Source organism: Nonomuraea typhae, from assembly GCF_009760925.1.
GTDB lineage: Bacteria > Actinomycetota > Actinomycetes > Streptosporangiales > Streptosporangiaceae > Nonomuraea > Nonomuraea typhae.
In genome coordinates, this window is sequence record NZ_VRLV01000001.1 from 688441 (window position 1) to 715310 (window position 26870).

At 72.5% G+C, this 26870-nt stretch carries 29 protein-coding genes; 11 read left to right on the plus strand and 18 right to left on the minus strand.

Annotated features, from left to right (window positions below; genetic code table 11):
• Nucleotides 1-2: 2 nt before the first annotated feature.
• From FVE25_RS03190 to FVE25_RS03210, 5 genes are all read right to left on the minus strand, one after another.
• Nucleotides 3-1082: an MCE family protein gene (locus FVE25_RS03190; protein WP_157244838.1), complete on the minus strand. Its 1080-nt coding sequence runs from the start codon at nt 1080-1082 to the stop codon at nt 3-5.
• Between the two features lie 2 nt (nt 1083-1084).
• Nucleotides 1085-2104, minus strand: coding sequence for an MlaD family protein (locus FVE25_RS03195; protein ID WP_157244839.1), 1020 nt, complete (start codon nt 2102-2104; stop codon nt 1085-1087).
• Nucleotides 2105-2107: 3 nt separating this feature from the next.
• A complete protein-coding gene (locus FVE25_RS03200; RefSeq protein WP_157244840.1) occupies nt 2108-2962 on the minus strand; it encodes an ABC transporter permease in 855 nt (284 codons plus the stop codon).
• Nucleotides 2962-3753, minus strand: coding sequence for an MlaE family ABC transporter permease (locus FVE25_RS03205; protein WP_157244841.1), 792 nt, complete (start codon nt 3751-3753; stop codon nt 2962-2964). The genes FVE25_RS03200 and FVE25_RS03205 overlap by 1 nt, the downstream gene beginning before the upstream one ends.
• A gap of 124 nt (nt 3754-3877) precedes the next feature.
• Entirely contained in the window at nt 3878-4513 is a 636-nt protein-coding gene (locus FVE25_RS03210; RefSeq protein ID WP_157244842.1) for a DUF4386 family protein, read from the minus strand.
• Between the two features lie 56 nt (nt 4514-4569).
• On the opposite strand from FVE25_RS03210, the gene FVE25_RS03215 reads away from it, so the two are divergent.
• Both FVE25_RS03215 and FVE25_RS03220 read left to right on the plus strand, forming a co-directional pair.
• A complete protein-coding gene (locus FVE25_RS03215) occupies nt 4570-5187 on the plus strand; it encodes a TetR/AcrR family transcriptional regulator (protein ID WP_219825276.1) in 618 nt (205 codons plus the stop codon).
• 98 nt (nt 5188-5285) lie between these two features.
• Nucleotides 5286-5831 carry a hypothetical protein gene (locus FVE25_RS03220; RefSeq protein WP_157244843.1) on the plus strand — a complete coding sequence of 182 codons (546 nt, stop codon included), beginning with the start codon at nt 5286-5288 and terminating at the stop codon, nt 5829-5831.
• Here FVE25_RS03220 and FVE25_RS03225 read toward each other — a convergent pair.
• Nucleotides 5828-6532, minus strand: a complete 705-nt coding sequence (locus FVE25_RS03225; protein ID WP_181019428.1) for a GntR family transcriptional regulator — start codon at nt 6530-6532, stop codon at nt 5828-5830. The genes FVE25_RS03220 and FVE25_RS03225 overlap by 4 nt on opposite strands.
• A 62-nt stretch (nt 6533-6594) precedes the next feature.
• Between FVE25_RS03225 and FVE25_RS03230 the strand changes: the two genes are divergently transcribed.
• Both FVE25_RS03230 and FVE25_RS03235 read left to right on the plus strand, forming a co-directional pair.
• Nucleotides 6595-7845, plus strand: a complete 1251-nt coding sequence (locus FVE25_RS03230) for an MFS transporter (RefSeq protein ID WP_157244845.1) — start codon at nt 6595-6597, stop codon at nt 7843-7845.
• The gene (locus tag FVE25_RS03235; protein WP_157244846.1) at nt 7842-9533 is read left to right on the plus strand and encodes a glycoside hydrolase family 3 protein; all 1692 of its coding nucleotides are present in this window, start codon (nt 7842-7844) and stop codon (nt 9531-9533) included. The genes FVE25_RS03230 and FVE25_RS03235 overlap by 4 nt, the downstream gene beginning before the upstream one ends.
• Here the strand turns inward: FVE25_RS03235 and FVE25_RS03240 are convergent.
• The 4 genes from FVE25_RS03240 to FVE25_RS03255 are packed head-to-tail and all read right to left on the minus strand — an operon-like array spanning nt 9481 to nt 13227.
• Nucleotides 9481-10227, minus strand: coding sequence for an alpha/beta fold hydrolase (locus FVE25_RS03240; protein ID WP_157244847.1), 747 nt, complete (start codon nt 10225-10227; stop codon nt 9481-9483). The two genes, FVE25_RS03235 and FVE25_RS03240, sit on opposite strands and share 53 nt — an antisense overlap.
• Nucleotides 10228-10248: 21 nt before the next feature.
• Nucleotides 10249-10980, minus strand: a complete 732-nt coding sequence (locus tag FVE25_RS03245; protein WP_157244848.1) for a glucose 1-dehydrogenase — start codon at nt 10978-10980, stop codon at nt 10249-10251.
• A gap of 44 nt (nt 10981-11024) precedes the next feature.
• Nucleotides 11025-11819, minus strand: coding sequence for a helix-turn-helix transcriptional regulator (locus FVE25_RS03250; protein ID WP_157244849.1), 795 nt, complete (start codon nt 11817-11819; stop codon nt 11025-11027).
• A gap of 10 nt (nt 11820-11829) precedes the next feature.
• A complete protein-coding gene (locus FVE25_RS03255) occupies nt 11830-13227 on the minus strand; it encodes an aminopeptidase P family protein (RefSeq protein WP_157244850.1) in 1398 nt (465 codons plus the stop codon).
• 167 nt (nt 13228-13394) lie between these two features.
• Here FVE25_RS03255 and FVE25_RS03260 point away from each other — a divergent pair, with 167 nt between their 5' ends.
• A complete protein-coding gene (locus tag FVE25_RS03260; RefSeq protein ID WP_157244851.1) occupies nt 13395-13823 on the plus strand; it encodes a CBS domain-containing protein in 429 nt (142 codons plus the stop codon).
• Here FVE25_RS03260 and FVE25_RS03265 read toward each other — a convergent pair.
• Genes FVE25_RS03265 through FVE25_RS03285 form a run of 5 tightly spaced genes read right to left on the minus strand, consistent with a single transcriptional unit; the run spans nt 13768 to nt 18742 of the window.
• On the minus strand, nt 13768-14451 hold the full coding sequence (locus FVE25_RS03265) for an ABC transporter ATP-binding protein (protein ID WP_157244852.1): 684 nt from the start codon (nt 14449-14451) through the stop codon (nt 13768-13770). The genes FVE25_RS03260 and FVE25_RS03265 overlap by 56 nt on opposite strands.
• Nucleotides 14435-15373 (minus strand): ABC transporter ATP-binding protein, encoded by a 939-nt coding sequence (locus FVE25_RS03270; protein ID WP_246266571.1) that lies wholly within the window; start codon nt 15371-15373, stop codon nt 14435-14437. The genes FVE25_RS03265 and FVE25_RS03270 overlap by 17 nt, the downstream gene beginning before the upstream one ends.
• Nucleotides 15370-16215 (minus strand): ABC transporter permease, encoded by an 846-nt coding sequence (locus FVE25_RS03275; RefSeq protein ID WP_157244853.1) that lies wholly within the window; start codon nt 16213-16215, stop codon nt 15370-15372. The genes FVE25_RS03270 and FVE25_RS03275 overlap by 4 nt, the downstream gene beginning before the upstream one ends.
• Nucleotides 16212-17174, minus strand: coding sequence for an ABC transporter permease (locus tag FVE25_RS03280; RefSeq protein WP_157244854.1), 963 nt, complete (start codon nt 17172-17174; stop codon nt 16212-16214). The genes FVE25_RS03275 and FVE25_RS03280 overlap by 4 nt, the downstream gene beginning before the upstream one ends.
• On the minus strand, nt 17174-18742 hold the full coding sequence (locus FVE25_RS03285) for an ABC transporter substrate-binding protein (RefSeq protein ID WP_157244855.1): 1569 nt from the start codon (nt 18740-18742) through the stop codon (nt 17174-17176). Before FVE25_RS03285 ends, FVE25_RS03280 begins: the two co-directional genes overlap by 1 nt.
• A gap of 109 nt (nt 18743-18851) precedes the next feature.
• Between FVE25_RS03285 and FVE25_RS03290 the strand changes: the two genes are divergently transcribed.
• The 4 genes from FVE25_RS03290 (at nt 18852) to FVE25_RS03305 (ending at nt 22914) form a co-directional block, all read left to right on the plus strand.
• Nucleotides 18852-19517 carry an Rv1352/Rv1906c domain-containing protein gene (locus FVE25_RS03290; RefSeq protein WP_157244856.1) on the plus strand — a complete coding sequence of 222 codons (666 nt, stop codon included), beginning with the start codon at nt 18852-18854 and terminating at the stop codon, nt 19515-19517.
• Between the two features lie 91 nt (nt 19518-19608).
• Complete coding sequence (locus tag FVE25_RS03295; RefSeq protein WP_157244857.1) at nt 19609-20430, plus strand: endo alpha-1,4 polygalactosaminidase; 822 nt, start codon at nt 19609-19611, stop codon at nt 20428-20430.
• 58 nt (nt 20431-20488) lie between these two features.
• A complete protein-coding gene (locus FVE25_RS03300; protein ID WP_157244858.1) occupies nt 20489-21262 on the plus strand; it encodes a cyclase family protein in 774 nt (257 codons plus the stop codon).
• On the plus strand, nt 21259-22914 hold the full coding sequence (locus tag FVE25_RS03305; RefSeq protein WP_157244859.1) for a thiamine pyrophosphate-binding protein: 1656 nt from the start codon (nt 21259-21261) through the stop codon (nt 22912-22914). Before FVE25_RS03300 ends, FVE25_RS03305 begins: the two co-directional genes overlap by 4 nt.
• A 4-nt stretch (nt 22915-22918) precedes the next feature.
• On the opposite strand, the gene dhaM is transcribed toward FVE25_RS03305, so the two are convergent.
• From dhaM to dhaK, 3 genes are read right to left on the minus strand one after another with little or no spacing between them, the layout of a single operon-like run.
• Nucleotides 22919-23293 (minus strand): dihydroxyacetone kinase phosphoryl donor subunit DhaM, encoded by a 375-nt coding sequence (dhaM, locus tag FVE25_RS03310; protein ID WP_157244860.1) that lies wholly within the window; start codon nt 23291-23293, stop codon nt 22919-22921.
• Nucleotides 23287-23901: a dihydroxyacetone kinase subunit DhaL gene (gene dhaL, locus FVE25_RS03315; RefSeq protein WP_157244861.1), complete on the minus strand. Its 615-nt coding sequence runs from the start codon at nt 23899-23901 to the stop codon at nt 23287-23289. Before dhaL ends, dhaM begins: the two co-directional genes overlap by 7 nt.
• Nucleotides 23901-24881, minus strand: a complete 981-nt coding sequence (gene dhaK / locus FVE25_RS03320; protein ID WP_157244862.1) for a dihydroxyacetone kinase subunit DhaK — start codon at nt 24879-24881, stop codon at nt 23901-23903. The genes dhaL and dhaK overlap by 1 nt, the downstream gene beginning before the upstream one ends.
• 55 nt (nt 24882-24936) lie before the next feature.
• On the opposite strand from dhaK, the gene FVE25_RS03325 reads away from it, so the two are divergent.
• Together FVE25_RS03325 and FVE25_RS03330 are read left to right on the plus strand one after the other, a co-directional pair.
• On the plus strand, nt 24937-26121 hold the full coding sequence (locus FVE25_RS03325; RefSeq protein WP_246266572.1) for a cytochrome P450: 1185 nt from the start codon (nt 24937-24939) through the stop codon (nt 26119-26121).
• Nucleotides 26114-26860, plus strand: a complete 747-nt coding sequence (locus tag FVE25_RS03330; protein WP_157244864.1) for a lysophospholipid acyltransferase family protein — start codon at nt 26114-26116, stop codon at nt 26858-26860. Before FVE25_RS03325 ends, FVE25_RS03330 begins: the two co-directional genes overlap by 8 nt.
• The last annotated feature ends 10 nt before the right edge of the window (nt 26861-26870 follow it).

The following is a 26870-nucleotide window of genomic DNA, read 5'->3' on the forward strand; positions in this document are numbered from 1 at the left end:
GCTCACTCACCCACCATGAGCTTGCGCAGGTCCTTGGCACTGGCGATCTTCTTGCTGCCGCGCAGCGGCGGCGGCGCGGTCATCGGGTACGGGCAGGGCGACGGGCCCAGCGCCACGCAGGGCACCGCCGAGATGAAGTAGTGGCCGCGGTTGACGCTGGAGTAGGCGCGTTCGAACGGCGGGCGGAAGGTGGTGATCACCTTCTCGATGGCGCCCACGTTGCGCCGCACGCCGCCGGTCAGCCGGGAGAGGTTGTCCACCAGGGCGCCGAGCTCCTCGGCGTTCTTGCCGAGCACCTCGTTGGAGGTGTGCAGGGTGGCGCTCAGCTCCACGATCGAGTCGTCGATGAGCGTGCGGTTGTCCGCGAACGCCTCCGTGAGCACCACCAGGTTGTCCACGAGCCGGGAGATCTGCTCGTCGCGTCTGGCCACGGTCCCGCTGACCGTCGCGTAGTCCTTGAGCAGCCGCCGGATCGTCTCCTTGCGCTCGGTGAGCGTGGTGGTGATCGTGTTGACGTTGTCCAGCAGGCGCGGGATGTTCTCGTGGTTGCCCTTGAGCGACGTGGCGGCGGCGGTGAGCAGCTGGTTGATCTGCTCCGGGTCCAGGCTCCTGGTCAGGGGGCCGAGGTCGCTGACCAGCTCGCCGATGTCCACCACGGAGGCGGTGCGGGTGATGCGGGCGCCGGGGGCCAGGGGGTCCTTGGCGGTGCCGGGCAGCAGGTAGACCACGCGCTGGCCGACCGCGTTGCGCCAGCGGATGGCCGCCTCGGTGTCGGAGGGCACCCGCAGGCCCTCCTGGACGGTCATGGTGACCTCGGCTCTGCCGTTCACCACCCCGATCGCCTCGACCTGCCCGACGGGCGCGCCCGCGATCTTGACCTGGTCGCCCTCCACGAGGCCGGAGACGTCGTCGAAGGCGGCGGTCAGCCGATAGCCGCCCCCGGTGCCGACCCGGGCGATCTGGACGGTGATCAGGGCGATGAGGCCGAGCGCCACGCCGAGGAAGAGCGTGAACTTCGCCAGCGTCCAGCGGCGGCGCACGAGCTGGCGCGAGGTTCGCGCCTTCGCGGGGGCGGCTGCCACGGTCAGCGCCTCCCGTCCGTCGGGCCGCAGGCGCCGACGATCAGCTCGCAGATGTCGGTCGAGACGAACGCCTCCACCTGGATCTGCCGGGTGCCGTCCGGGCCCGGGGCCTCGATCAGCTCGTTGAGCAGGTCCACGAGCGTGCGCAGCCCGCGTACGCCGTCGCCGGCCAGGCCGAGCTGGGCGGCGATGAGCGCGGCCAGCCGCTCGCCCGAGTGCACTCCGGCCCGCAGGTTGTGCCGGTGCTTGCGCAGGCCGTGGGCGCTCAGCGCGGAGATCTCGGTGATCTCCTTGAGCAGCGCGCGCACCTTGCCGGCCCGCTCCAGCAGATCCGGGGTGACGACGTTGACGTCCCGCGCGATCGCGGTGATCTCGTCGCCCTTGCCGGCCAGCGCGCCGGTCAGGGCGGCTGAGTCGCGAAGGAACCGCCGGGCCTCCTCGCGCCGCCGGTGGGCCACGCCGACGACCGTGCCCGCGTCGCCGATCAGCTCGCGCAGGTCCTCGCCCTGGCCGTCCAGGCCCTTGGCCAGCGTGTGCACGATGACGGTGACCTCGCGTGGATCGACGGCGTCCAGGCCCCTGTAGGCGTCGCCCAGGGTGTCGGACAGGTCCAGGGGGTCCTCGGTCCTGGTGATGACCGCGCCGGCGGCCAGGTAGGGGCCGCTGCCCTCGCCGGAGCCGAGCTCGAGGTTGACGTACTTCGGCCCGAAGACCGAGGTGGGCTCGATCGAGGCCGTCGCCGTGCGCGGCACCCGCACCCCCGGCTGGATGTGCATGGTGACCACGGCCCGGCCCTTGGCGTCGAGGGAGACTCCGGTGACGTCGCCGACGGTGATGCCGCGGATCTTGACCGGCGAGTTGGTGTCCATGCCCTGCCCCGCGCGCCCGAACACCGCCTCGATCCGCGTCCCGCCGACCTGGGCCGCGTTGCGCACGACGAGGAACGTCGAGCCTGCGAGCACCACGACCACCAGGGCGGCGATTGCCATCCTGACCGGGAGGGAGAGCTCGGTGCGTCCCATGCCTCACCCCGTCAGCTTCACGCTGCCGCCGCCACCCCAGAACAGGTACGACAGCAGCAGGTTGAGCAGGACGATCGTGACGATGGACTGGCGGATCGCCCGCCCCGCCGCCACGCCCACGCCCACCGGCCCGCCGGTGGCGTGGTAACCGTGGTAGCAGTGGATGACGATGACCGTGAACGCGAACACCCCCACCTTGGCGACGCTGTAGACGATGTCGGTGACCGGCAGATACAGGTAGAAGTAGTAGTCGTAGACCCCGGGGGCCAGGCCGAACAGCACGGTGCTCATCAGCCGGGTGGCGAAGAAGCTGGCGAACAACGCGATGAGGTAGATCGGCACCAGCGCGAGCAGGGCGGCCACGACGCGGGTGCAGATCAGGTAGGTGAAGGCGTTGATGCCCATGACCTCCAGCGCGTCGATCTCCTCGGAGATCCGCATCGCGCCCAGCTCGGCGGTGAAGGCCGAGCCCACCTGGGCGGCCAGGGCGGTGGCGGCGATGATCGGGGTGATCTCGCGGACGTTGGCGAAGCTGCCCACCAGCCCCATGAACGACTCGGCCCCGATCGCCTGCAGGCCCTGGTAGCCCTGGAGGCCGACGGTGGCCCCGACCACGAAGGCCATGGTGAACACCACGAAGATCATGCCGCCGCCGATGACGGTCGCGCCGACGCCGATGACCACGTCGCTGACCTGGCGCAGGACCACGTTGGTGTAGCGCAGGCGCAGGACGATGTCGCGGACGGAGTAGAACACGACCCGCCAGACGAACAGCGGCCAGTCGGCCAGGCTGGCGAACCTCTCCCCGGCCTCGCGGCCCTTCAGGGCGAACCTGAGGCCCGCCGTACGGGTGGCCATCACAGGGCCTTGGGCGGGTAGGCGAGGAAGTAGACGGCGGAGATCACGTAGTTGAACGCGAAGACCAGCATGAACGTGAGCACGGTGGACTGGTTGACCGCCCGCCCGACCCCGACGGGGCTGGTGGCGCAGGTCATCCCCTTGTAGCAGGCGACCGCGGCGGCGATGAAGCCGAAGATCCACGCCTTGAACAGGGTGACGTAGAGGTCGGAGGCGACCACGAGGCTGAGCGCGCCGTCGAAGTAGGCGCCGGGGGTGACGCCCTGGACGACGACGTTGAAGAAGTAGCCGCCGGAGGCGCCGGCGAGGATGACGAGCGGGCACAGGCAGACGGCGACGGTGCTGGCGGCCCACATCCGGGGGGTGACGAGGCGGTGGACGGGGTTGACGGACATGACCTCCATGGCGCTGAGCTCGTCGCGGATGTGCCGGGCGCCGATGTCGGAGGTCATCGCGCTGCCTCCGGCCCCGGCGATGAGCAGGGCGCTGGCCAGGGGCGCGACCTCCCGGATCAGGCCGACGAACACCGCGCTGCCGGTGGCCGAGGCGGCGCCGAGCTGCCAGGCCAGCTCGCCCACCTGGAGCGCGACGGTGGCGCCGAGGGGAAGGGAGACCAGGAGCACCGGGACGCTGGTGACGCGGGCGAGGAACCAGCACTGCTCGACGAACTCCCACCACCAGCTCTTGACGTCCCAGCTACGGCGTAACCCCTCCAGGACGATGACGAAGAGCTCACCGACCTGGCCGAGGGCTGACCCGGCCTTCCGGCCGACGTAACTGGTTACCGCCATGACCACCTCGTGAACCGGGGCGACTCCGGAGCAGTCACCCTACTGACGGGTTGTCCAGTAGGTCGATGCTTTCCCGCTAATTTGCGCAAAAGCTATGAGACCCGGCTCCGGTGTTGTCAGCCCACTACGAAATGTGATCTGCCCGAGCGGGCAGCCGCCCGGCCAGTACGGCGAGGCAGATCGTCCACGCGCTCCAGGCCAGGTATCCGATGAAGTTGGCCAGGTCCACGCCCGGCACCCCGAGCGGCCCCAGCACGCCGGAGGCGATGGCCACGGCGGAGGCGGCGCCGAGCAGGGTGAACCAGCGGGGCGCGCGGGGCAGGGCGCTGAGCACGAGGGCGGTCCAGGCGGCGGTGAGCAGGTAGCCGAGGGTCTCGCCGATGCCGACGCCCAGGTAGGAGTGCAGGGTGGTGAAGAGCGTGGCCGCGTCGGGCGCCCCGGCCAGCTTCGGGACCGCGTACGGCCAGCGCATCAGGCCGACCACTTGGACGGCGCCGGCCAGGACCCCGACGTGGGCCGACAGGGTGGCGGCGGAGCCGGCCGGCAGGCGGCGGGCCAGCAGGACGGCGGCCGGGATGAGCGCGGCGGCGCCCGCGGCCAGCAGGAGGAACCAGGCGGTGGTGGTGGCCTGGGTGGCGGCGAAGGCGGCGAGGATCTCGGCGGGCGGCTCGGTGAGGATGCCGGGGTAGCCGAAGGTGATGCCGAGGCCGATGAAGGCGAGGTTGGCGGCGAGGACGGCGAAGATCAGGGTCCATCTCATGGCGAGCTCCTAACTCTGAACGATGTTTAGTATTAAACACCGTTTAGAGTTGTCTTGTGAAGAGGGGACCGCAGCGGTCTTTGGAACCGCAGGCCGTACTGGACGCCGCGCTGGAACTGATCGACGCGGGCGGGCTCACCATGCGGGCGCTGGCCGCCCGGGTCGGGCTCACGCCGGGCGCGCTGTACACCTACTTCCCCGACCGGGCGGCGATCGTCTCCGCGCTCGCCGACCGGCTGCTGGGCGAGGCCGACCTCCGGCTGCTGGAGGACCAGGACCTGGAGGCCGACGCGCGGATCGTCGCGTTCTCCCTCGACCTGCGCGAGGTGCTGATGCGGCATCCGGCCGCGGTCCCGGCCATCCTCGGGGCCGCCTTCCAGGGGCCGGTCGCGTTGCGGGTGGGGGAGAGCCTGCTCGCCGCGCTGCCCGACGCCCGGGCCGCCTATGCGGTGATGGTGTACGTGCTGGGCGCGATCGCGCTGGAGGCGGCCGAGGTGGGGGAGGGACGGGTGCCGCCGGAGGCGGAGCGAGTGGCGGCCCGGCGGGCGGCGTTCGCGGTCGACCCCGGGCGGTTCCCGCGCACGCACGCCGCCGCCGGGGAGATCGCCGCCTACATCTCCACCGAGCAGTTCCGGTGGGGGCTGGAGCGGCTTCTGGCCGGGCTCCGGGCCTAGGCGGTCACCGGGGGGCGCGGCGGAGCCGGGCGGGGTGCATGGGCGGATCGTGCGTTCCGCCTCTGCCCTTTGCGCGCGCCCGGCGCGAGCGTTGAAGCATGAAAACGCTGATCTGGCTGCGCAACCGCTGGCCGACCGCCCTGGCATTGGGCGCCACGGCCCTGACCTTCGGCGGGGGAGAGTCCGGCGAGATGGTCACCTCGTTCGCCGGGACCCTCCTGATCCTGCCGCTGCTCTACCTCGTGGTCGCCAAGCTGAAGCGCCGCGAGGCCACCTGGCCCGGGCTGCTGGCCGGGATCGTGCTCGTGTTCGTCCTGCGGTTCCTGGACGTGATCGAGCCCGCGGTGGTGTACTCCGGTCTCGCCCTGGTCGTCCTGATCTGGGGCGCCGTGGACGGGCACCTGCGCGCCTCGGGCGAACTGCGGCTGCAGGCGCTCGGCATGCTCGGCTTCGGCGCGCTGGCCCTGGCCGGGCTCATCCTCGACCCGGACGTCGGCAGGTACGTGGTGGCCGCGGGCTGGTTCCTGCACGGGGTCTGGGACTTCGTGCACCTCAAGCGGGACAAGGTCGTGGCCCGCAGCTTCGCCGAGTGGTGCGGCGTGGTCGACGTCGTGATCGCCGCCGAGCTCGTCTTCAAGCTCTAACGCCGGTAGTTGAGGACGAACCTGATCCGGTCGCCCTTGATGCGCCGCCGTACATAGAGGACCGGCTGCCCGTCGGGGGCGCAGCTGACCCCCTCGCGGACCAGCAGCGGGGTGCCGATGTTCACGTCCAGGTGCTCGGCGTCGCCGATGTCGGCCCCGGTGGCGCTGAAGGCCCGCCAGTCGTATCGCAGGTCCAGGCCCAGGGAGCGGACCATGTTCGTCTCCGGCGGCAGGTCCGCCGGCAGCAGGGCGGCGGGCATCCAGTAGGTGCTGATGGCCCAGGGCTCGGCCTCGATCGTGATGAGGGTGTCGACGCGGGACAGCGCGCCCGGCAGGTGCGCCGCGGCCTCCCGGTCGTCGGGGGCGCTCCCGGCGGGGCCGGCGGCGAGGACCTTCTCGCTGCCGTTCATCTCCCGGGAGTGCATGCTGCCGAGGTCGATGCGCTGGCTGAGGGGATCGACGTCGATGGAGACCCGGGTCACGGGGGCGCGGACGAACGTGCCGATGCCGCGCCGGATCTCGACGGAGCCGGCCCGGTCGAGCTCGGCGATGGCCTGGCGGATGGTCAGCCGGTTGACGCCGAACTCGGCCGACAGCTCCGGCTCGCTGGGCAGCCGGGAGCCCGCGGGCAGGGCTCCGGAGTCGATGCGTTCTTGGAGGGTGCGGGCCAGCCGGAGGTAGACCGGGATGGAGGAGCGCATGTTCACCAGCTTGCCATCGCCAGTATTGACCCGGGCCACCTTGAACATCTAGACATCTAGATGTGTCCCTCGTGAACCCTCCGGTACGGGCGCCCCGCCGTACCGTCGCCGCCCTCATCGGCACCGAACTCCTGCTCACCTTCGCCCTGGCCACCCCGCTCATCGCCACCCTCGGCCTCAAGGCCGGCGAGATCGACCCCGCGGGCAAGGAGAGCCTGCTCGGCCTGGTCACCGCCGTGGGCGCGCTGGCCGCCTTCCTGCTCAACCCGCTCTTCGGCCACCTGTCGGACCGCACGCGCAGCCGCTTCGGCCGGCGCCGCCCGTGGATCCTGGCGGGCCTGGCCGGAGGCGTCCCCGCCGCCGTGATCATGGCCACCGCGACCGGCGGCCTCCAGCTCATGCTCGGCTGGCTGCTGGCCCAGGCCGCCTACAACGCCGCGCTGGCCGCGCTGTCGGCGGTGATCGCCGACCGGGTGCCGCCGGAGCAGCAGGCGACCGTGTCCGGGCTGTTCGGCGCGGCCGGATTCGCCGGGGTCACCCCGGGACTCGTGCTCGTGGGCGTGCTGCCGGGCAACCTCGCCGCCCTCTTCCTGATCCCGGCGCTGGCCGGGGTGCTGGGCGGGCTGCTGGCCTGGCGGCTGCTGCGCGACGACGCCCCGGTGACCGAGGCCGCGCCGGTCGGCCTGCGCAGCCTGCTGTCCAGCCTGGTCTTCGACCCCCGGCTCTCGCCCAGCTTCACCGTGGTGTGGGTGCAGCGATTCCTGCTGCAGTTCGCCAACGCGCTGATCGCCACGTTCGGCCTGTTCTACCTCATGACCCGGCTGGAGCTGACCACCGCCCAGGCCGCCGCCGTGGTCTCGGCCACCGGCCTGGTGTCGCTGCTGCTGAACGTGCTGGCCGCCGGGGTGTCGGGCAAGCTGGCCTCGCGCACCCAGGCGTACCGGGCCTTCGTCGTCGTGGCCGGGCTGCTCATGGCCGGCTCGATGCTGGTCAAGATGACCGCCGTGAGCCTGTGGCCGATCTACCTCGCCACCGGGCTGGCCGGCATCGGGCTCGGCGTCTTCTACGCCGTGGACCTCGCGCTGGTCATCCGGGTCATGCCCGGCAGCGCGGACTCGGCCCGCTACCTGGGCGTCTTCAACATCGCCAAGGCCCTGCCGCAGTCGATCGCCCCGGCGCTGGCGCCGCTGCTGCTCACGCTGGGCAGCGACCCGGTGGCGCCCGCGACGGGCAAGAACTACTTCCTGCTGTTTCTCACCGGCGCCGTCGCGGCTCTCGCCGCCACCGCCCTGACCCCCTTGATCAGGACATGACTCGCTACAAGAACCCCGACCTGCCCGTTCAGGACCGCGTCACCGACCTCCTCGGCCGCATGACGCTGGAGGAGAAAGCCGGGCAGATGTGCCACGGCCGCATGTTCCACGGCTCCGGCCGGGAACTGATCGGCGAGCGGCACATCACCGCCTTCGCGATGATGCACGTGCCCTCGCCGGGCGACATGGCCCGCTGGAACAACACCCTCCAGGACGAGGCGGCCACGACCAGGCTCGGCATCCCGGTCACGCTCGCCTCCGACCCCCGCCACGGCTTCGCGGACAACCCGGCCACCGCCCACGCCGGCGGCGGCTTCACCGCCGGCCCCGAGCCGATCGGCCTGGCCGCCACCGGCGACCCGGGCCTGGTCGAGCGCTTCGCCGCCATGGCCGGGCGCGAACTGCGCGCGACCGGTATCCGGCTGGCCATCCACCCCATGGCCGACCTGGCCACCGAACCGCGCTGGGCACGCATCAGCGGCACCTTCGGCGAGGACGCGGAACGGGCCGGCCAGATGATCGCCGCCTACGTCCGCGGCATGCAGGGCGCCGGCGTGGACTGCATGGTCAAGCACTTCCCCGGCAACGGGCCCCAGGCCGGCGGCGAGGACCCGCACTTCGCGTACGGCAAGCACCAGGCATTCCCCGGCGGCAACCTCGAATACCACCTGCGCCCCTTCGCCGCCGCCTTCGACGCCGGGGTGGCGCAGCTCATGCCCTGCTACGCCATCCCCACCGGCAGCGGGCTGGCCGAGGTCGGCGCGAACTTCAACCACGACGTCATCACCGGCCTGGCCCGCGAGCGCTTCGGCTTCGACGGCGTCGTGTGCACCGACTTCAACGCGCTGACCGGCTTCGAGATCCCCGGCCTGGTCTCGCTGCCCCCGCGCAACTGGGGCGTGGAGCACCTGCCGGTCGAGGACGCGCTGGTCATGATGCTGGAGGCCGGGGTGGACCAGCTCGGCGGCGAGACCCGGCCCGACCTGATCACGGCCGCGGTGCGCGCCGGCCGGGTGCCCGAGTCGCGCCTGGACGCCTCCGTGGCCCGGATCCTGCGCGACAAGTTCCGGCTCGGCCTCTTCGAGGACCCCTACGTGGACCCGGCCGCCGCCGAACGGCTCGTCGGCGGCCCGGGCCACCGGGCGATCGGCCGCGAGGCCCAGCGCCGCTCGCTCGTGCTGCTGACCGGCACGCCCGCCCCCGCCGCCCGCCTGTACACCGAGAACGTCGAGGTCGCCGACGGCCACGGCACGGTCGTGGCGCGGCCGGAGGACGCCGACCTGGCCGTGATCCGGCTGCGCGCCCCCTACGAGCAGCGCGAGGGCCTGCTGGAGAGCCACTTCCACGCCGGCTCGCTGGACTTCCCCGAGGCCGAGCTGGCCCGGCTGCGCGAGGTGGCCGCCAAGGTGCCCACCGCGTTCTGCGTCTACCTGGACCGCCCGGCCATCCTGACCGAGCTGGCCGCCTGCGCCGACCGGCTGCTGGCCGACTTCGGCGCCGCCGACGACCTGGTGCTCGACGCGGTCCTGGGCCGCCGGGCGCCGGAAGGGACGCTCCCGTTCGACCTGCCCTCCTCGATGCGGGCCGTACGGGAGTCGCGCGAGGACGTGCCGTTCGACACCCGCGACCCGTTGTTCAGGACCGGTCATCCAGGAAGTCGAGCACCAGAGGGGACGCCTCCTGCCTGAACTCCTCGAAATAGGCGTGCCGCGCCCCGCGGATCAGGTGCATCACCGCGCCCGGGATGCGCTCGGTCAGCAGCGGCGCGTTCGCCGCGGGGTTGAAGAGGTCGTCGGCGCCGTGCACGACCAGCGTGGGCGCGGTGATGCCGGGCAGGGCGTCCCACGCGTCGTGCTCGGCGCTGGCGCTCAGGTGCCGCCGCCGCGCGTAGGCGGGCATCGCCGGATCCCCGGTCGTGTGGTACGGCCCGGCGTGCGCGGCCAGCCATTCCGGGGTGTACATGAGCTCCAGCAGAAACCGCCCCGACCCCGGCCCGGCCAGCGCCCTGCGCACCTCCGACGAGCGCTCCACGGCGTGCTCGCCGCCCGGCGAGGTGCACCCCAGCACCAGCGCGCTCACCCGGCCGGGGTAGTCGGCCGCCACCCACTGGGCCACCCGGCCGCCCATGGACGTCCCGTAGACGGCGGCCCGCTCGATCCCGAGGGTGTCGAGCACCCCCACCACGTCGGCGGCGAAGCCCCGCGTCGAATAGGGGACGTCCGGCTTGGCGCTCTCCCCGGTGCCGGGCCAGTCGAGCGTGACGGTGGTGTGCCGGGTCTCGAAGTCCTCCCGCACGCCCTCCCACCACAGGTGGGAGTTCGACTGACCGGCCAGCAGCACCAGCGCCGGGCCGCTGCCGCGGACCTGATGGGCGATGTCCATCTGCCTCACGTTAGCGGCACGTCACGGCGTCACCGTCACGAGGCCGCCGTCGATGACGATGTCCTGACCGGTGATGTAGGCGGCGTCGGGGGAGGCGAGGAAGGCGACGGCGCCGGCCACGTCCTCGGCGGTGCCCAGCCTGCCGAGCGCGATCTGGCGGGTGACGGCCTCGTGGTCGCCGTCGGAGAAGTCCCGGTACATCGGGGTGTCGATGTAGCCCGGGCTGACCGAGTTGACCCGGATGCCGCGGGCGGCGAGGTCGGCGGCGAAGGTACGGGCGAGGTTGTGCACGGCGGCCTTCGTGGCCGCGTAGACCGAGGCGATCGGCAGGCCGCGGTTGAGGGTCCACGAGGCGTTGATCACGATGGCGCCGCCCCGGCTCATCAGCGGCACGGCCTTCTGCAGGGTGAAGAAGACGGCCTTGAGGTTCACGCCGACCGTGTGGTCGAAGTCGGCCTCGGTGACCTCGGCCGTCGGCTTGAAGGTGCCCACGCCGGCGTTGGCGAACACCACGTCCAGCCGGCCGTACCGCTCGGCGACCGTCTCCATGAGCGTGTCGAGCGCGGCCGGGTCGGCGGCGTCGGAGCGTACGGCCAGCACGCCGAGCTCCTTGGCCGCGGCCTCCAGCCTGGCCTGGTCACGGCCGGTGATGACGACCTCGGCGCCCTCGGCGCGCAGGCGGGCGGCGGCGGCCAGGCCCATGCCGCTGGAGCCGCCGGTGATCAGGGCGATGGTGTCGGTGAATCGCGTCATGGCCACGATGCTGCCGGGGTGGCCGGGAAACAGGCAGTGCCCGTTTATCCGGGGTGTGCCACCACCAGGCTCGCCGGCAGCGGGTTGAACAGCTCCAGGTGGTAGCCGGGCAGCTCGTCCAGGGGCAGCGAGAGCGCCTCGTACGTGAGCGTGCCGTGCTCGGGGTGGAGCACGGTCTTGACCGCCCGCGTGCCGGCGCTGACGTCGTGCCGCGCCCACAACCCGGCGAACTCGGGGCTGGCGGCGGCCAGGCCGGCGGCGATGCGGCCGAACTCGGGATCATCGGGATAGCGGGCGGCCTCGGCGCGGAACCGGGCCACGACGACGGGCGCGTTCTGCGCCCAGGCGGCGTCGGCGCGGCGGTAGCGGGCGCTCATGAAGTAGGCGACGAGGCAGTTGCGGTCGGTCTCGTCGTAGCCGAAGACCGCCCGGGCCTGGTCGTTGACGGCGACGAGGTTCCAGTGCCGGTCGCGGATGTAGGCGGGGCGCGGCGCCCACGCCTCCAGGACGCGCCACAGCTCGGGGCTCGTGGGTACGGCCGGCGCCGGCGGCCGGCGGGGCGGGTTGAGCCCGGCCAGCAGATACAGGTGCTCGCGCTCGGCCTGGTCCAGCCGCAGCGCCCGGGCGACGGCGTCGAGCACCTCGCCCGAGACCTTGATGTCGCGGCCCTGCTCCAGCCACGTGTACCAGGAGACGCCCACCCCGGCCAGGACGGCGACCTCCTCGCGGCGCAGGCCGGGCGTGCGCCGCCGCCCGGCCTCGGGCATGCCGACGTCGGGCGGGCTCAGCCGGGCCCGCCGCGAACGCAGGAAGTCGCTCAGTTCGGTACGGCGCGTCATGGCCTCCACTCTAGGAGAGAAGCGCGGCCATCCAGCCTTCGAGCTCGTCGGGGTGGCGGGGGAGGGCGGCCGACATGAGGCGGGCGCCGTCGCGGGTGACGACCAGGTCGTCCTCGATGCGCACGCCGATGCCGCGGAACTCCTCCGGCAGCGTCAGGTCGTCCGGCTGCAGGTACAGGCCGGGCTCGACGGTCAGCACGTGACCTTCTTCCAGCACGCCGTCGAGGTAGACCTCGCCGCGCGCCTTGGCGCAGTCGTGCACGTCCAGGCCGAGCATGTGGCCGCTGCTGCACAGCGTGTAGCGCCGGTAGAGGCCCTTGTCCATGAGCTCGTCGACCGAGCCCTTGAGCAGGCCCCACTCGCGTAGCCCGGTGGCGATGACCCGCATGCAGGCCAGGTGGAAGTCGCGGTAGCGGGCGCCGGGCTTCAGCGCGGCGATGCCGGCGTTCTGCGCCTCGTACACCAGCGTGTACACCTGCCGCTGCACCTCGGTGAAGCGGCCCGACAGCGGCAGCGTGCGGGTGATGTCGGCGGTGTAGAGGGAGTCGGCCTCGACGCCGGCGTCCATCAGCAGCAGCTCGTTGCGGTCGAGGCGGCCGTCGTTGCGGATCCAGTGCAGCACGCAGGCGTGCGCGCCGGAGGCGACGATGCTGTCGTAGCCGACGGCGTTGCCCTCCAGGCGCGAGCGCAGGCCGAAGACGCCCTCCAGGTAGCGCTCGCCGCGCGGGTGGCGCAGTGCCTCGGGCAGCGCGCGCACGACGTCCTCGAAGCCGCGCACGCTGGCGTCCACGGCGCCCTGCAGCTCGCCGAGCTCCCACTCGTCCTTGATCAGCCGCATCTCCGACAGGAAGCCGGCGAACTCGGTGTCGCCCTCGCCCGGCTCGATCGCGGCGTCCACGGCAGGGTCCACGCCGCGCAGCACGCGGGCGGGACCGGCGAGGGCCAGGTCGCGGATGTGCGCGCACTCGAGCTGGTAGAGCTGCTCGGCCTCGGCCAGATCGGGGCGGCGGCCCACCCAGAACTCGCCGTGGCGGCGGTCGCGGTAGAACTCCTCGGAACCCTCCTCACGCGGGGAGCGCGGGCGCAGGTACAGCCTGGCCTGCCCGCCGGGCTCGACGACCAGCACGTCGTCCGGCTCGCCGGCGCCGGTGAGGTAGGAGTAGGCGCTGTGCGGCCGGAAGCGGTAGTCGCTGTCGTTGCTGCGCACGCGCAGGACGCCGGCGGGCACGACCAGGCGCTCGCCCGGGAAGCGGGCGGCCAGGGCGGCACGGCGCTTGGCCGCCCAGGGCGCGATGGGCAGCGGATTCAGGTCGGTGCGCCGGGTGTCGGCCCAGCCGGTCCGCATGAAGGCGGCCAGTTCATCGGTGATGGGGAGGTCGTGGCTACCGGTGTTCAGCTGCTCGTTCATCGCTTCCCTGCACTGGCGTCCGAGTATGGTATTTCACATATTACTCTGCCTTGAGTGACTTTTGAGTAGGGGAGGCTAGCCTACTTGCCTACGGATGACGCCTTACGGTGCTTAGTACGGGCATTGACGGGGGAATGACTCTTCCATCGAGAGCCGAGGTGGTGCAGATGCTCATTGGGACAATCCTGCGCAACAAGGGCGGCGACGTCACGACCGTGGCACCCGGAGCCACAGTCCGTGAACTGCTGGCCAAGCTCGCCGACCACAACATCGGCGCCGTCGTCGTCTCCACGGACGGAGTCACGATCGTCGGCATCGTCTCCGAACGCGACGTCGTGCGCCGCCTGCACGACCACGGCGCCGCCATCCTGGACGCCGACGTCGCCTCCATCATGACCGCCGACGTGCGCACCGTCGGGCCCGGCGCCAACGTCGACGAGCTGCGCCGGCTCATGACCACCCACCGATTCCGCCACATGCCGGTCGTCGACCAGGGCCGCCTGGTCGGCATCGTGAGCATCGGCGACGTGGTCAAGAGCGCTATCGAGGAACTGGAGACGGAGAAGGCGTCCCTGGTGGACTACCTGCACCGCTGAGCTCCGCCCGGCTGTCGGCCCAGCGATCCAGCAGCACCTGGTCGTGGCTGATCGCCAGCACTCCGGCGCCCGTCCTGTCGCGGTAGGCGTTGACCACCGCGACCAGGTGCGCCTGCGTCGAGGCGTCCAGCATCGTGGTCATCTCATCGCAGATCAGATAGCCCGGCTCCAGCGTCAGCGCCCTGGCCAGGCAGGCGCGCTGCAACTGCCCGTCGGAGACCTCGTGCGGGCGGCGCGTCAGCAGGTCGTCGGTCAGCCCCACCTCGCCGGCCAGCGCGGCCACCCGCTCCCGATCGGGGCGGCCCGCCGCCGCCAGCGGCTCGCCGATGACCTCGCTCAGCCGCAGCTTCGGATCCACCGCCAGCCGCGGCTGCTGGTAGAGCAGCGCCACCCGGGTACGCAGCTCGCGCGGCGCGCGCTGCCGCCAGCCGCGCACCTCCATCCCGTCCACGCTCAGCGAGCCCGCCGCCGGGCGCAGCATCATCGCCAGCACCCGGGCCAGCGTCGACTTGCCGCAGCCGCTCGGGCCGCCCAGCCCCAGCACGCCGCCGGGCGGCAGCTCGAACGAGAGCCGGTCCAGGACCGTCCGCCGGCCGTACCTGACGGTGATCTCACGCGCGCGCAACATGTCCGGCCCTCCAGCAGGCGACGCCGTCCTCCATCGCGGGGACGGTACGGCAGGCGTCGGCCACCCGCGAGCAGCGGGGGGCGAACGCGCAGCCGCCGGGCAGATCGGTCAGCTCGGGCGGCAGCCCGGGCACGGGGACGAACGCCCGGTCGGGCTGGGCGTCCACCAGGCCGGCGGCGTAGGGGTGGCGGGGCCGTTCCATGACCTGCTCGGCGGGGCCGATCTCGACCAGGCGGCCGGCGTACATGACGGCGATGTCGTCGGCCACGCGCTCGGCCGCCCGCAGGTCGTGGGTGATCAGCAGCACGGCGCGGCCCTCGTCGCACAGCTCGCGCAGCACGTCCATGGCCCGCTCGACCAGCGGCCGGTCCAGGCCGGTCGTCGGCTCGTCGGCCAGCAGCAACCCGGGATCGCCGGCCAGCGCGATCGCGTTGGCCACCCGCTGCGCCATGCCGCCGGACAGCTCGTGCGGATAGCGGTCGAGGTCGGCGGGGCGCAGGCCGAAGCGCTCGGCCAGCTCGCCGGCGGTGCGGGACGAACCCAGCTCGCGCACCGCCTCGGCAAGCTGCGCCCGCGCGGTGCGCACCGGGGTGAGGTGCGTGGCCGGGCTCTGCGGGATCAGTCCCACCATGCGGCCACGCACCCGCCTCGCCAGTACGGCCGGCGGCACGGCGAGCAGGTCGACGGCCTCCGTCTCACCGGAGCCCGGGCCGGGGGACAGCAGCGCCCGGCCGGTGACCGTCGCGTTGCCGGGGAGCAGGCCCAGCAGCGCGTGGGCCAGTACGGACTTGCCGCAGCCCGACTCGCCGACCAGGGCCAGGCAGCGGCCGGGCCGTACCTGGAAGGTGGCCTCCGTGACGGCCCGCACCTCCGCGCCGGGGACGCGGAAACGGACCGACAGGCCGGACACGTCGAGCTTCACAGCGACAGCTCCGATCGGGTGCGCGGGTTGAGCCGGTCGCGCCAGTGCTGGGTGAGCACCGAGACCGCCAGCGTCGGCACGAGGATGAACAGGCCGGGCGCGAAGCTGGACCACCAGTCGCCCGACAGCAGCGAGCGCTGCCCGTCGTTGATCATGTTGCCCAGCGAGGCCAGGTGCGGGGGCAGGCCGAGGCCCAGGAAGCTGAGCGCGGTCTCGTGCCAGATCGCGTGCGGGACCATCAGCACGGTCGCCAGCAGCAGATGCGGGGCCAGGTGGGGGAGCAGGTGGCGGCGGACGATCCGGGCCCGGCTCGCGCCCGCCGAGATGGCCGCCTCGACGAACGGGCGTTCGCGCAGCGACAGCACCTCGGAGCGGACGATGCGGGCGGCGGTCGTCCAGTGGGTGACGCCCACCGAGACGATCACCGCGTACGGGCTCGGGGCGAACATCGCCACGATGAAGATGCCGAGCAGCAGGTGCGGCAGCGAGGCGAAGCCGTCCACCACCCGCATGAGCAGGCGGTCGGGCAGACCCCCGAGACTGCCCGCCACCAGCCCCAGCGTCCCGCCGATGACCATGCTCACCAGCGCGGCCACCAGGCCCACCAGGAACGACACGCGCAAGCCGTACAGGCTGCGCAGCAGCACGTCGCGGCCCATCTCGTCGGTGCCGAGCGGATGGGCGGGCGACGGCGGCAGGCCGGCCGCGCGCAGGTCCACGAGCTGCTGGTCGAGCTGGACGATCGGCGGCACCACCACGACGGCCAGCGCCAGCACGCCCAGCGTGATCGCGGCCGCCCACACGCCGGGGCGGCCCCTCAGCGCCACCGCGGGGGCGCTCATCCGGTCACCACCCTCGGGTCGGCCAGGCGGTAGGCCAGGTCGGCCACGAGGTTGCCGGCCAGCACCGCCATCGTGCCCAGCAGGGTCAGTACGGCCAGCAGCGGGAAGTCGACCGCCAGCGCCGCCTGCACCGAGGTCGAGGCCACGCCCGGCCAGGAGAAGACGGTCTCCACGAGGATCGCGCCGGTCACCAGCTCGGGGATGCGGGCGCCCAGCAGGGTCAGGAACGGCAGCAGCGCCGAGCGCAGCGCGTGCCGCACCAGCACCGTCCGCTCCTTCAGGCCACGGGCCCTGGCGCCGACCACGAAGTCCTCGCGCAGCGTGCCGATCACCGACTCGCGCACGTACAGCACCAGCCACGACGACTGCGAGACCGCCAGCACCGTCACCGGCAGCACCATGTGCCTGGCCACGTCCAGCGGGTCGAGCGTGGTCGAGGCGGCGTCGGTCAGGCCGCCGGCCGGCAGCCAGCCGAGCCGGACCGAGAAGACGTAGACGACCAGCAGCGCCAGCCAGAACACCGGTGCCGACTCGTTGGCGAACGCGCCGCCGGTGATGACCCGGTCCAGCCAGGAGCCCTGCCGCCAGGCGGCCAGGGTGCCCACGACCAGGCTGCCGGCCAGCATGAGCACGATCGCCGCCCCGGTCGCCAGCAGCGTCCACGGCAGCCGCTCGGCCACCACCTCCAGCACCGGCCGGTGGAAGGAGCGCGACTCGCCCAGGTCGCCCTGCAGCAGATTGCCGAGCCAGGCGGCGTACTGCTCCATGATCGGGCGGTCCAGCGCCCAAGTGGCCCGGATCTGGGCGACGACCTCCGGGGCGGTGGTCATGGCCCGGTCACCGAGGTACTGGCGGACCGGGTCGAACGGCGAGGCACTGGCCAGGGCGAACATCGCGATCGTCACCATGACCAGGACGGGCACGGCGAACGCCAGCCGCCACAGCACGAGACGGAGCATCAGGAGGCGGGTTTCCAGGTGTGGATGTCGCGGAACAGGCCGCCGGTGGCGTGCTCGTGCGCGTCCACGCTCTGCTGGACGCCCTGGTAGGCGCCGCGCACGACGTAGACGTGCTTGAGGAAGGCCAGGTAGGTCCAGACGGCGTCGTCGTGGATGAGCTGCTGGAACTCGTCGTATGCCTGCTTGCGCACGGCCGGGTCGCCCGACTCGCGGCCCTTCGCCAGCGCCGCGTCCACCTTCGGGTTGCGGTAGTGGCCGGGGTTGAAGAAGCCCTTGCCCGCCTGGGCGGAGTGGAACAGGTCGTAGTTGATGTAGTCGAGGTCGTACGGCGAGCCGTACCCCATCATGAGCGCGTCCTGGGCCATGCGCGGCTCGATGGCGTCCCAGTCGAGGCCGGCGGCCTTGACCTCGATGCCGGCCTTCTTGGCGTCGGAGGCGGCGGCCAGGGTGAGTTCCTTGCGCAGGGAGTCGCCGGCCGGGTACATGATCGTGAAGCTCGCCTTGACGCCGTCCTTCTCGCGGATGCCGCCGGCGCCCTGCTTCCAGCCTGCCGCGTCGAGGACCTGCTGGGCCTGGGGGAGGTCGGCGGCGGGATTCCCGGTAATCGCCTTGTTATGCCACGAAATATCGGGAGAAATCGGGCCGAAGGCGGGTTTGCCGGCGCCGGCCAGGATCGTGTCGACCATCGCCTGGCGGTCCATGGCCAGGCTGAACGCCTTCCTGATCGCCAGGTCGCCGGTGACCTTCGGCTTCGACGGGAACATGATGCCCCGGTAGTCGGCGCTGTCCTGCTTGTACACGGTGACGCCCTGCTGGCCCTCGAAGCGCCTGGCCGCCTTCGGCGGGAGCACCGTGGCGTCGAACTCCCCGGCCGCCAGGCGTGTGGAGCGCACGTTGTCGTCGGGCGCGAAGGCCACCACGACCTTCTTGATGGCCGGGGCGCCGCCCCAGTACTTCTCGTTGGCCGCCAGGGCGATCTTGTCGCCCGGGGTCCACTGGATGAAGGTGTACGGGCCGGTGCCGACGGGCTTGGCCGGGTCGATGCCGCCGTCGGGCACGATGCCGAGGGTGGTGCGCTGGGTGAGCGGGGCGTAGGGGTATGTGAGCGTGAACTCGACCGTCCTGGCGTCCGGGGCGCTGACCTTGTCGATGGCCGCGTAGTCGCCGGAGATCGGGGAGCTCGTCTTGGGGTCGAGGACCGTGGTGTAGGTGTAGACGACGTCCTTGCTGGTGAGCGGGCGGCCGTCGTGGAAGGTGACGCCGTCGCGCAGCTTGAAGGTGACCTTCTTGCCGTCCGCAGAGGTGACCGGCGCCTCGGCGGCCAGCGACGGCTTCAGCGAAAGGTCGGGCGCCCTGGACATGAGGCCGTCGAAGATCAGCGAGCCGCCGTCGGCCGCGTAGCCCAGGACCGGGCTGAGGTTCTCGAACTCTGAGCTGAGGCCGATGACGAAGGTGTCGTCGGCCTTTCCGGGCTCGCCGGGCCGGGCCGGGCCCGAGGGGGCGGAGCAGGCGGTGAGCAGGGCGACGGACAGCGTGGTCAGCGCGGCTACGGGCCGGGCCAGCCTCATGGGGAACCTCCGGGGTGGTGCGGGTCGCCGTTGAGCATAGCCCGCACCTGCAACCTCTTTGCAGTAAGGGTGGTATGAGGAGAAGGGTGAGACGTGGGAGTCTTGTCCGATGACGTACCGGCCTCCCGAGCCGCCTCGGGCGACGAGCAGTCCGTCGGTGATCATGCTCGTCTCGGGGCTGACCGCGGCGATCGGGTTCCTCTTCGGGTACTTCGCCGGGCTGGGGGACGGGGAGCCGGTCACCGCGGGGGAGCCGACGATGACGGTGACGATGGAGGATCCCTTCCAGGACGAGACCCCTCCGCCGACCGGCCCGACGGCCGGGTTACCCCAGGCCACCGGCCTGCCCCAGCCCACCGGCCAGCCGCAGCCCACCGGGGCGCCGCAGCCGACCGGCGGTCTTCAGCCCACGGGCGGTCTTCAACCCACCGGAGGTCTCCAGCCCACCGGAGGGCTTCAGCCCACGGGTGGTCTCCAGCCCTCGGGGGGCCTTCAGCCCTCGGGCGTTCCTTCGGGGAATCCGCTCGCCTCGCTGCCCGGCGGCCTTTCCGGCCAGCGGACCCTGGTCGTCGGGCGTGACATCCAGCCGGGCACCTACCGCACGACCGGCCCCGCCGCGGGCTCGGGCGCCTGCTACTGGGCCCGCCTCAAGGGCACCGCCGGCCTGGCCGACATCATCGACGCCAACACGGTCACCGCCGCCGCCACCGTGACGATCCAGCCCACCGACAAGGTCTTCCAGACCGGCGGCTGCGCCGATTGGGTCAAGGTATGAAAAATCCGGATAACGAAGATCGTCCGGGTGTATGGTCCCCTACCGGAAAGCGCCATTCGGTCTGCCCTTAACCTCTCCGCGAGGAGTGTCCATGCACGTGGTCTCCGCGATCGCCCTGGCCCTGAGCACCCTGACGCCGCAGGCGTCCACCGCGCCCCAGCCGCTGCCCGCGCCCGTGGCCTGCGACGGCTGCTGGAAACCCGCCCTCAGCACCAGCTGGCAGTGGCAGCTGTCCGCGCCGCCCAAGCCCCCGTTCGCCGACGTCCAGATGTACGACATCGACGGTTTCGCCGCCAGGAACGGGACCCTCGTCAAGCAGCTCAAGGCCGCCAAGCCCGGCCGGGGCGTCGTCTGCTACATCAGCGCCGGATCGGCGGAGAAGTACCGCCCCGACGTCAAGCGGTTCCCCAAGGCGATCGTCGGCAAGCCGCTCGACGGCTGGCCCGACGAGCGCTGGCTGGACATCCGCCAGTACAAGGGCAAGCTCGGCGAGATCATGAAGTCCCGCCTCGACATGTGCAAGGCCGCCGGCTTCGACGCCGTAGAACCGGACAACATCGACGCCTACACCAACGACAGCGGCTTCCCGCTCAAGGCCGCCGACCAGCTCGCCTACAACGCCTGGCTGGCCAACGAGGCGCACCGGCGCGGCCTGTCCATCGCGCTCAAGGGCGACCTCGACCAGATCCCCCAGCTCCTGCCGTACTACGACTTCGCGATCAACGAGCAGTGCTTCCAGTACGGCGAGTGCGCGCCCTACGACCGCTTCGTCAAGGCCGGCAAGGCGGTCTTCCAGGTCGAGTACGAGCTGCCCACGTCGAAGTTCTGCGCCAAGGCCAACGCCCGCAACTTCAACTCGATGAAGAAGAACCTCGACCTCGACGCCACGCGCACCCCCTGCAGGGGCGTGTGAGCTTCCCATGACGGGGGCGGCGGCGGGACGATGCATCCAACCGCCCGAGGAGGATGACATGTCCCTGCTGCGCACCCTGGTGGACGCCGTCCGCGGCGGCGCGATCGAGGTCGTCGACCTGACCGCGCCGCTGTCGCCGGAGACGCCGATTCTCCAGCTTCCCCCGCCGTTCGGGAACACCATCCCGTTCCGGCTGGAGGAGATCAGCCGCTACGACGACCGCGGGCCCGCCTGGTACTGGAACGACATCCACACGGGCGAGCACACCGGCACCCACTTCGACGCCCCCGTCCACTGGGTGACCGGCCGCGACGGGCTCGACGTGGCCCAGGTGCCGCCCGCCCACCTGCTGGCCCCGGCCGCCGTGCTCGACGTCGCCGCCGAGGCGCAGAAGGACCCCGACTTCCTGCTCCAGATCGAGCACGTGCGGGAGTGGGAGCGCGCCAACGGATCCCTCCCCGAGGGCGGCTGGCTCCTCTACCGCACCGGCTGGGACGCCCGCGCGCACGACCAGGCCGCCTTCCTCAACGCCGACGAGACCGGCCCCCACACGCCCGGCATCTCCGTCGAATGCGCCCGCTGGCTGGCCGAGGAGACCCCCATCCTGGGCGTCGGCGTGGAGACCGTCGGCACCGACGCCGGGGCCGCCCATTCCTTCGACCCCGCCTTCCCCTGCCACTCCTTCCTGCTCGGCGCCGGCAAATACGGCCTCACCCAGCTCCGCAGCCTCGACCTCCTGCCCGTGACCGGCGCCGTCGTGCTCGCGCCGCCGCTGCCCATCGTGGGCGGCTCCGGCAGCCCCGTGCGCGTGCTCGCGCTGGTCGAGCGGTGATCGTCGCCGAGGCGGCCGGGGCGCTGCTGGCCGCCGCCGGGGTGGAGACCGCCTTCGGCGTGGTCGGCAGCGGCAACTTCCACATCACCAACGCGCTGGTACGGCACGGCGTCCGGTACGTGGCCGCCCGGCACGAGGGCGGCGCGGCGACCATGGCCGACGCCTACTCCCGCATGAGCGGCCGCCTCGCCGTACTGACCGTGCACCAGGGGCCCGGGCTCACCAACGCGCTGACCGGCCTCGCCGAGGCGGCCAAGAGCCGCACGCCTCTGCTGGTGCTGGCCGCCGAGGTCACGGAGGCGCACTCCAACTTCTTCGTCGACCAGGCGGCGCTGGCCACGGCGGTGGGCGCGCTGCCCATGCGCCTCCTGCGGCCGGAGGACGCGCTGGAGGCGCTCCGGGTGGCCCGGCAGGAGCGGCGGACGGTGGTGCTGGGCATGCCGCTGTCCGCCCAGGCCGCCGACGCGGGCGACTGGCACCCCCTCGAGGCGCGCGCCGCCGAACTCGGCGCCGCCGTACCCGGTGACGTCCTTAGCCCGGCGGCGGTGCGGCTGGGGGTGGCCTCTGTGCGGGCCGAGCTGGCGCGGATGGTCAGGGAGGCCCGGCGGCCCGTGTTCGTGGCCGGGCGAGGGGCCCGGCACGCGCGGCGGGAGCTGGAGGAGCTGGCCGAGCTGAGCGGCGCCCTGCTGGCCACCTCGGCCGTGGCCAGGGGCCTGTTCCGGGGCAGCCCGTGGGACCTGGACGTCAGCGGCGGCTTCGCCACCCCGCTGACGGCCGAGCTCATCCAGGGTGCCGACCTCGTGGTGGCCTGGGGCTGCGCGCTCAACATGTGGACCACCCGGCACGGCAGCCTGATCACCCCTGGCGCCCGGGTCGCCCAGATCGACCTGGAGCATCCGGTGGCCGCCCGCCACGTCCCCGTGGACCTGGAGGTGAGCGGCGAGGTGGCCGAGGAGGCCGTCGCCCTGCGTGAGCTGCTGGCCGAGGGCGGGCGGCGCTCCGGCTACCGGTCACCGGAGCTGGCCGGTCGGATCGCGGCCGAGGGCAGGTGGCGGGCGGTGCCGTACCAGGACGAGACGGGGGAGGGGCGCATCGACCCGCGCACGCTGACCATCGCCCTGGACGACCTGCTGCCGGGGGAGCGCATCGTCGCCCCCGATTCCGGAAATTTCATGGGATATCCGTCGATGCTGTTGGACGTCCCGGATGAGGGTGGGTTCTGCTTCACCCAGGCGTTCCAGTCGATCGGGCTCGGCCTGGCCACCGCGATCGGCGCCGCGCTGGCCCGGCCCGACCGGCTGCCGGTCGCCGCGCTCGGGGACGGCGGCGCGCTCATGGGCATCTCCGAGCTCGAGACCGTCGCCCGCCTCGGCCTGCCCATGGTGATCGTGGTCTACGACGACGAGGGGTACGGCGCCGAGGTGCACCATTTCACCGGCCACCCGCACGACACCGTCACGTTCCCGCCCGCCGACCTGGCCGCCATCGCCCGCGGGCACGGCCTGGCGGCGATCACGGTCACCGAGCCCGGCGACCTGGCCCCGCTGACCGGCTGGCTGGAAGGCCCACGGGACCGGGCGATCCTCGTCCACGCCAAGGTCGCCCGTGAGCATCCCTCCTGGTGGCTGGAGGAGGCGTTCAAGGGCCACTGATCGTTCACGTCTTGCGGAAGGCGCGGGCCTCCTCGGCCGCGGCCAGCACCTCCTCCAGCGGCGCCCCGGCGCCCGAGGTCACCGCCGCGGCCACCGCGCCCTCCACGAACGGCACGTCGGCCAGCACCACCCGCCCCGGCGCCTCCAGCAGCCGCGCCGTCAGCACCGAACTGCCCAGGTCCGGGATGAGCACCACCCCGTCACCCCGATCGACCGCGCCGATGGCCGCCTCGACCCGGTCGAAACTCGTCCCGAGCCCGCCGTCGTCCGTCCCCCCTGCCGCCGCCAGCGGCACCTGCTCACCCGCGATCCCCCGGGCCAGCGCCACGGCCGCGACCGCCAGCTCCGCGCTGTGGGAGACCAGCACGATCCCTACCACCGCGCCCCCACTGCGGCGAGGGCGTCCACGATCATCGCCGACGAGGCCGCGCCGGGGTCCTCGTGCCCCGCGCTGCGCTCGCCGAGGTAGCTGGCCCGGCCCTTGCGCGCCACCATCGGCACCGTCGCCGCGGCGCCCTCGCGGGCCGCGCGCGCCGCCCGCTCCAACGCCTCGCGCGCCCCCGCCCCCTCCCGTACGGCCAGCGCCAGCGCCCTGGCCGCCGGCCCGAGCGCGTCCAGCATGGTCTTGTCCCCTTCCTCGGCCTTCCCGAGCCGGACCACCTCGTCCACCCCGGCCTGGAAGGCGGTGGCGAAGTCCGCCAGGGTGAACTCCGCCGGCAGCGCCTTGCCCATCGCCCGCAGCGCCGAGCCGAACAACGGGCCGGAGGCGCCGCCGACCTTCCTGATCAGCGTCACCCCGGCCACGGTCAGCGGCTGCCCGGCGCCTCCGGCGGCGAGTGCCTGCCGTACCTCGGAGAACCCGCGGTCGAGGTTGGCCCCGTGGTCGCCGTCGCCGATCGCGGAGTCCAGGGCGGTCAGCCGCTCGCGCCCGTCGGCCACCGCGGCGGCCGCCTCCTCGAGCCAGGCCGTGCAGAAGGCGGCGTCCATCAGCGACCCCATCGCAGGCCCGGCGTCTCGACGGGGGCGTCCCAGAGGCGGGTCAGCTCGTCGCCCAGGTGGCAGACGGTGACCGAGAAGCCCTGCATGTCCAGGCTCGTCACGTAGTTGCCGACCAGCGAGCGCGTCACCCGCGCCCCCTTCGCCCGCACGTACGCCTCCACCTCGGCGAAGACCACGTACAACTCGATCAGCGGCGTCCCGCCCAAGCCGTTGACCATGACCAGCAGGTCGCCGTACAGCGGCAGGTCGCCGTGCACCGCGTCCATGGCCACCTCGGCCAGCTCGCGGGCGCCCGTGTGCGGCACGCGGCGGCGGCCGGGCTCGCCGTGGATGCCGACGCCCAGCTCCACCTGGTCCTCCGGCAGGTCGAACGTCGGCTTGCCGGCGGCCGGGGTCGTGCACGAGGTCAGCGCGACGCCGAACGAGCGGCTGCGCCCGTCCGCCTCCGCCGCCACCCTGGCCACCTCGCTCAGCGGCGCCCCCTGCTCGGCCGCCGCTCCGGCCATCTTCTCCACGAACAACGTGGCGCCGGTGCCGCGGCGGCCGGCGGTGTACAGCGAGTCCTGGACCGCCACGTCGTCGTCGACCAGGACGGTGGCCACCTCGACGCCCTCGGTGAGGTCGGCGGCCAGCTCGAAGTTGAGGGTGTCGCCGGTGTAGTTCTTCACGACGTGCAGCACCCCGGCGCCGCCGTCGACCGCCTGCGTGGCGGCGATGATCTGGTCCGGCACCGGCGAGGTGAAGATCTCCCCCGGGCAGGCGGCGTCCAGCATGCCGTACCCGACGAAACCGGCGTGCAGGGGCTCGTGCCCGGAGCCGCCCCCCGACACCAGCCCGACCTTCCCGGCGACCGGCCCGGACGCCCGGTAGACCACCTGGTCGCGCACCAGCAGCGACGGGTGCGCCGCCGCCATGCCCCGCAGCGCGTCGCCGACCACGCCGCCGGGCGAGTTGATGAGCTTCTTCATGGTCACCAACTAATGCCCGTTCTCCCCGGAGGGCAAGCGGAATAGCGTGGTCGGGGTGGAGTCTGCCTACAGCCCTTACGACCCGGCGGTGATCGAGGACCCTTATCCGGTCTACGCCTGGATGCGCCGGGAATCGCCGCTCTACCACAACGAGGACCTGGACTTCTGGGCCTTGACCCGCCACGCCGACGTGGCCGCCGCCCTGCCCGACAGCGACCTGTACTCCAGCGACCACGGCCCGCTGCTCAACTCCCGCGACTGGGGGCCGCGGGCGCGCGACTACCTCTCGTTCCTGGCCATGGACCCGCCGGACCACACGCGCCTGCGGGCGATCGTCTCGCGCGGGTTCACCCCGCGCCGCGTCGCCGCCCTGGAGCCGATGATCCGCCAGATCGCCCGCTCCTACGTGGCCGAGGTCGTGGAGAAGGGCAGCTTCGACTTCGTCCGGGACCTGTCGGCCTGCATCCCGCTGGACGTCATCTCCGAACTGGCCGGCATCCCGCCCTCCGACCGCGCCGGCGTGCGCGTGCGCTCGGAGCCCCTGCTGAGCCGCGACCCCGGGGCCGAGATGGCCGCGCTCGACGTCAAGACCATCCTCCGCCTGGCCGACTACTACGGCGCGGTGGCCGCCGAACGCCGCAAGTCCCCCCGCGACGACCTGGTCTCCGTCCTCGTCGCCGACGACGGCCTGTCCGACGGCGAGATCGTCGCCTTCGTCATGCTGCTCGTCGGCGCCGGCGCGGAGTCAACCACTCACCTGCTGAGCGCCGCCTGGTATCACGCCTGGCGCCACCCCGGCCAGCGCGCCACCGCCTTCGCCGGCGCGGTCGAGGAGTGGGTGGCGGAGTCGCTGCGCTACGACACCCCCGCGCAGGGCCTGGCCCGCCGCCTCACCAGGGAGACCGAGATGTACGGCCGGCGGGTCCCGGCGGGCGCCAAGATGTGGCTGCTGATCGGCGCCGCCAACCGCGACGAGGAGGTCTTCCCCGACGCCGACGCCTACACCCTGACCCGCGACCAGTCCCGCGCGATCAGCTTCGGCGCCGGCCGCCACTTCTGCCTCGGCGCCGCGCTGGCCAGGCTGGAGGCCCGGATCACGCTGGAGGAACTCGTGGCCGCCGTGGACCCGTCGTACGAGATCGACACCGCCGGGATCCGGCGGATCGGGCACGGCAACGTGCGCGGCATGCGCCGCCTCCCGACCACCGTCCAACCTAGGCTACGGTTCGGGCATGGCTGAGATCGTGTACCCGCCGGTGATCGCCCTCGCGCGCACCCTCTTCAAGGTGATGGACTACCGCTTCCACATGGAGGGGACGGAGCACGTGCCGAGGACCGGCGGCGCGGTCCTGGTCAGCAACCACATCAGCTATCTGGACTTCATCTTCGCCGGATTCGGGGCGCTGCCGTCCAAGCGGCTGGTGCGCTTCATGGCCAAGCAGGACGTCTTCGAGCACAAGATCTCCGGGCCGCTGATGCGCGGCATGCACCACATCCCGGTGGATCGCGGCGCCGGGGCGGGCAGCTACGCGACCGCCCTGCGCAAGCTGAAGGCGGGGGAGGTGGTCGGCGTCTTCGCCGAGGCCACGATCAGCCGCTCCTTCACCGTGAAGGAGATCAAGAACGGCGCCATCCGGATGGCGCAGGCGACGAAGGTGCCGGTGATCCCGGTGGCGCTGTGGGGCAGCCAGCGCCTGTGGACCAAAGGGCGGCCCAAGCAGCTGACCCAGCGGCACGTGCCGATCACGATCCTGGTGGGCGAGCCGATGCACCCCAAGCGCGGGGAGAACGTCGACGAGCACACCAGCACCCTGCACAGCCGCCTGTCGGAGCTGGTGGACCGGGCGCAGCGCACCTACCCGGAGATTCCGGAGGGCGCCTGGTGGCAGCCCGCGCATCTCGGGGGGAGCGCGCCCACGCCGGAGGAGGCCGCTCGGATGGACGCCGAGGAGGCCGAGCTGCGCGCCAAGCGCGACTGAGGCCGCCCGC

Coding starts and splice junctions, on each gene's coding strand:
- FVE25_RS03195 (WP_157244839.1), bottom strand. CDS start 2,104: ATGGGACGCACCGAGCTCTCCCTCCCGGTCAGGATGGCAATCGCCGCC.
- FVE25_RS03200 (WP_157244840.1), bottom strand. CDS start 2,962: ATGGCCACCCGTACGGCGGGCCTCAGGTTCGCCCTGAAGGGCCGCGAG.
- FVE25_RS03205 (WP_157244841.1), bottom strand. CDS start 3,753: ATGGCGGTAACCAGTTACGTCGGCCGGAAGGCCGGGTCAGCCCTCGGC.
- FVE25_RS03210 (WP_157244842.1), bottom strand. CDS start 4,513: ATGAGATGGACCCTGATCTTCGCCGTCCTCGCCGCCAACCTCGCCTTC.
- FVE25_RS03220 (WP_157244843.1), top strand. CDS start 5,286: ATGAAAACGCTGATCTGGCTGCGCAACCGCTGGCCGACCGCCCTGGCA.
- FVE25_RS03225 (WP_181019428.1), bottom strand. CDS start 6,532: ATGCGCTCCTCCATCCCGGTCTACCTCCGGCTGGCCCGCACCCTCCAA.
- FVE25_RS03235 (WP_157244846.1), top strand. CDS start 7,842: ATGACTCGCTACAAGAACCCCGACCTGCCCGTTCAGGACCGCGTCACC.
- FVE25_RS03240 (WP_157244847.1), bottom strand. CDS start 10,227: ATGGACATCGCCCATCAGGTCCGCGGCAGCGGCCCGGCGCTGGTGCTG.
- FVE25_RS03245 (WP_157244848.1), bottom strand. CDS start 10,980: ATGACGCGATTCACCGACACCATCGCCCTGATCACCGGCGGCTCCAGC.
- FVE25_RS03250 (WP_157244849.1), bottom strand. CDS start 11,819: ATGACGCGCCGTACCGAACTGAGCGACTTCCTGCGTTCGCGGCGGGCC.
- FVE25_RS03255 (WP_157244850.1), bottom strand. CDS start 13,227: ATGAACGAGCAGCTGAACACCGGTAGCCACGACCTCCCCATCACCGAT.
- FVE25_RS03260 (WP_157244851.1), top strand. CDS start 13,395: ATGCTCATTGGGACAATCCTGCGCAACAAGGGCGGCGACGTCACGACC.
- FVE25_RS03265 (WP_157244852.1), bottom strand. CDS start 14,451: ATGTTGCGCGCGCGTGAGATCACCGTCAGGTACGGCCGGCGGACGGTC.
- FVE25_RS03275 (WP_157244853.1), bottom strand. CDS start 16,215: ATGAGCGCCCCCGCGGTGGCGCTGAGGGGCCGCCCCGGCGTGTGGGCG.
- FVE25_RS03280 (WP_157244854.1), bottom strand. CDS start 17,174: ATGCTCCGTCTCGTGCTGTGGCGGCTGGCGTTCGCCGTGCCCGTCCTG.
- FVE25_RS03285 (WP_157244855.1), bottom strand. CDS start 18,742: ATGAGGCTGGCCCGGCCCGTAGCCGCGCTGACCACGCTGTCCGTCGCC.
- FVE25_RS03290 (WP_157244856.1), top strand. CDS start 18,852: ATGACGTACCGGCCTCCCGAGCCGCCTCGGGCGACGAGCAGTCCGTCG.
- FVE25_RS03295 (WP_157244857.1), top strand. CDS start 19,609: ATGCACGTGGTCTCCGCGATCGCCCTGGCCCTGAGCACCCTGACGCCG.
- FVE25_RS03300 (WP_157244858.1), top strand. CDS start 20,489: ATGTCCCTGCTGCGCACCCTGGTGGACGCCGTCCGCGGCGGCGCGATC.
- dhaL (WP_157244861.1), bottom strand. CDS start 23,901: ATGGACGCCGCCTTCTGCACGGCCTGGCTCGAGGAGGCGGCCGCCGCG.
- dhaK (WP_157244862.1), bottom strand. CDS start 24,881: ATGAAGAAGCTCATCAACTCGCCCGGCGGCGTGGTCGGCGACGCGCTG.
- FVE25_RS03330 (WP_157244864.1), top strand. CDS start 26,114: ATGGCTGAGATCGTGTACCCGCCGGTGATCGCCCTCGCGCGCACCCTC.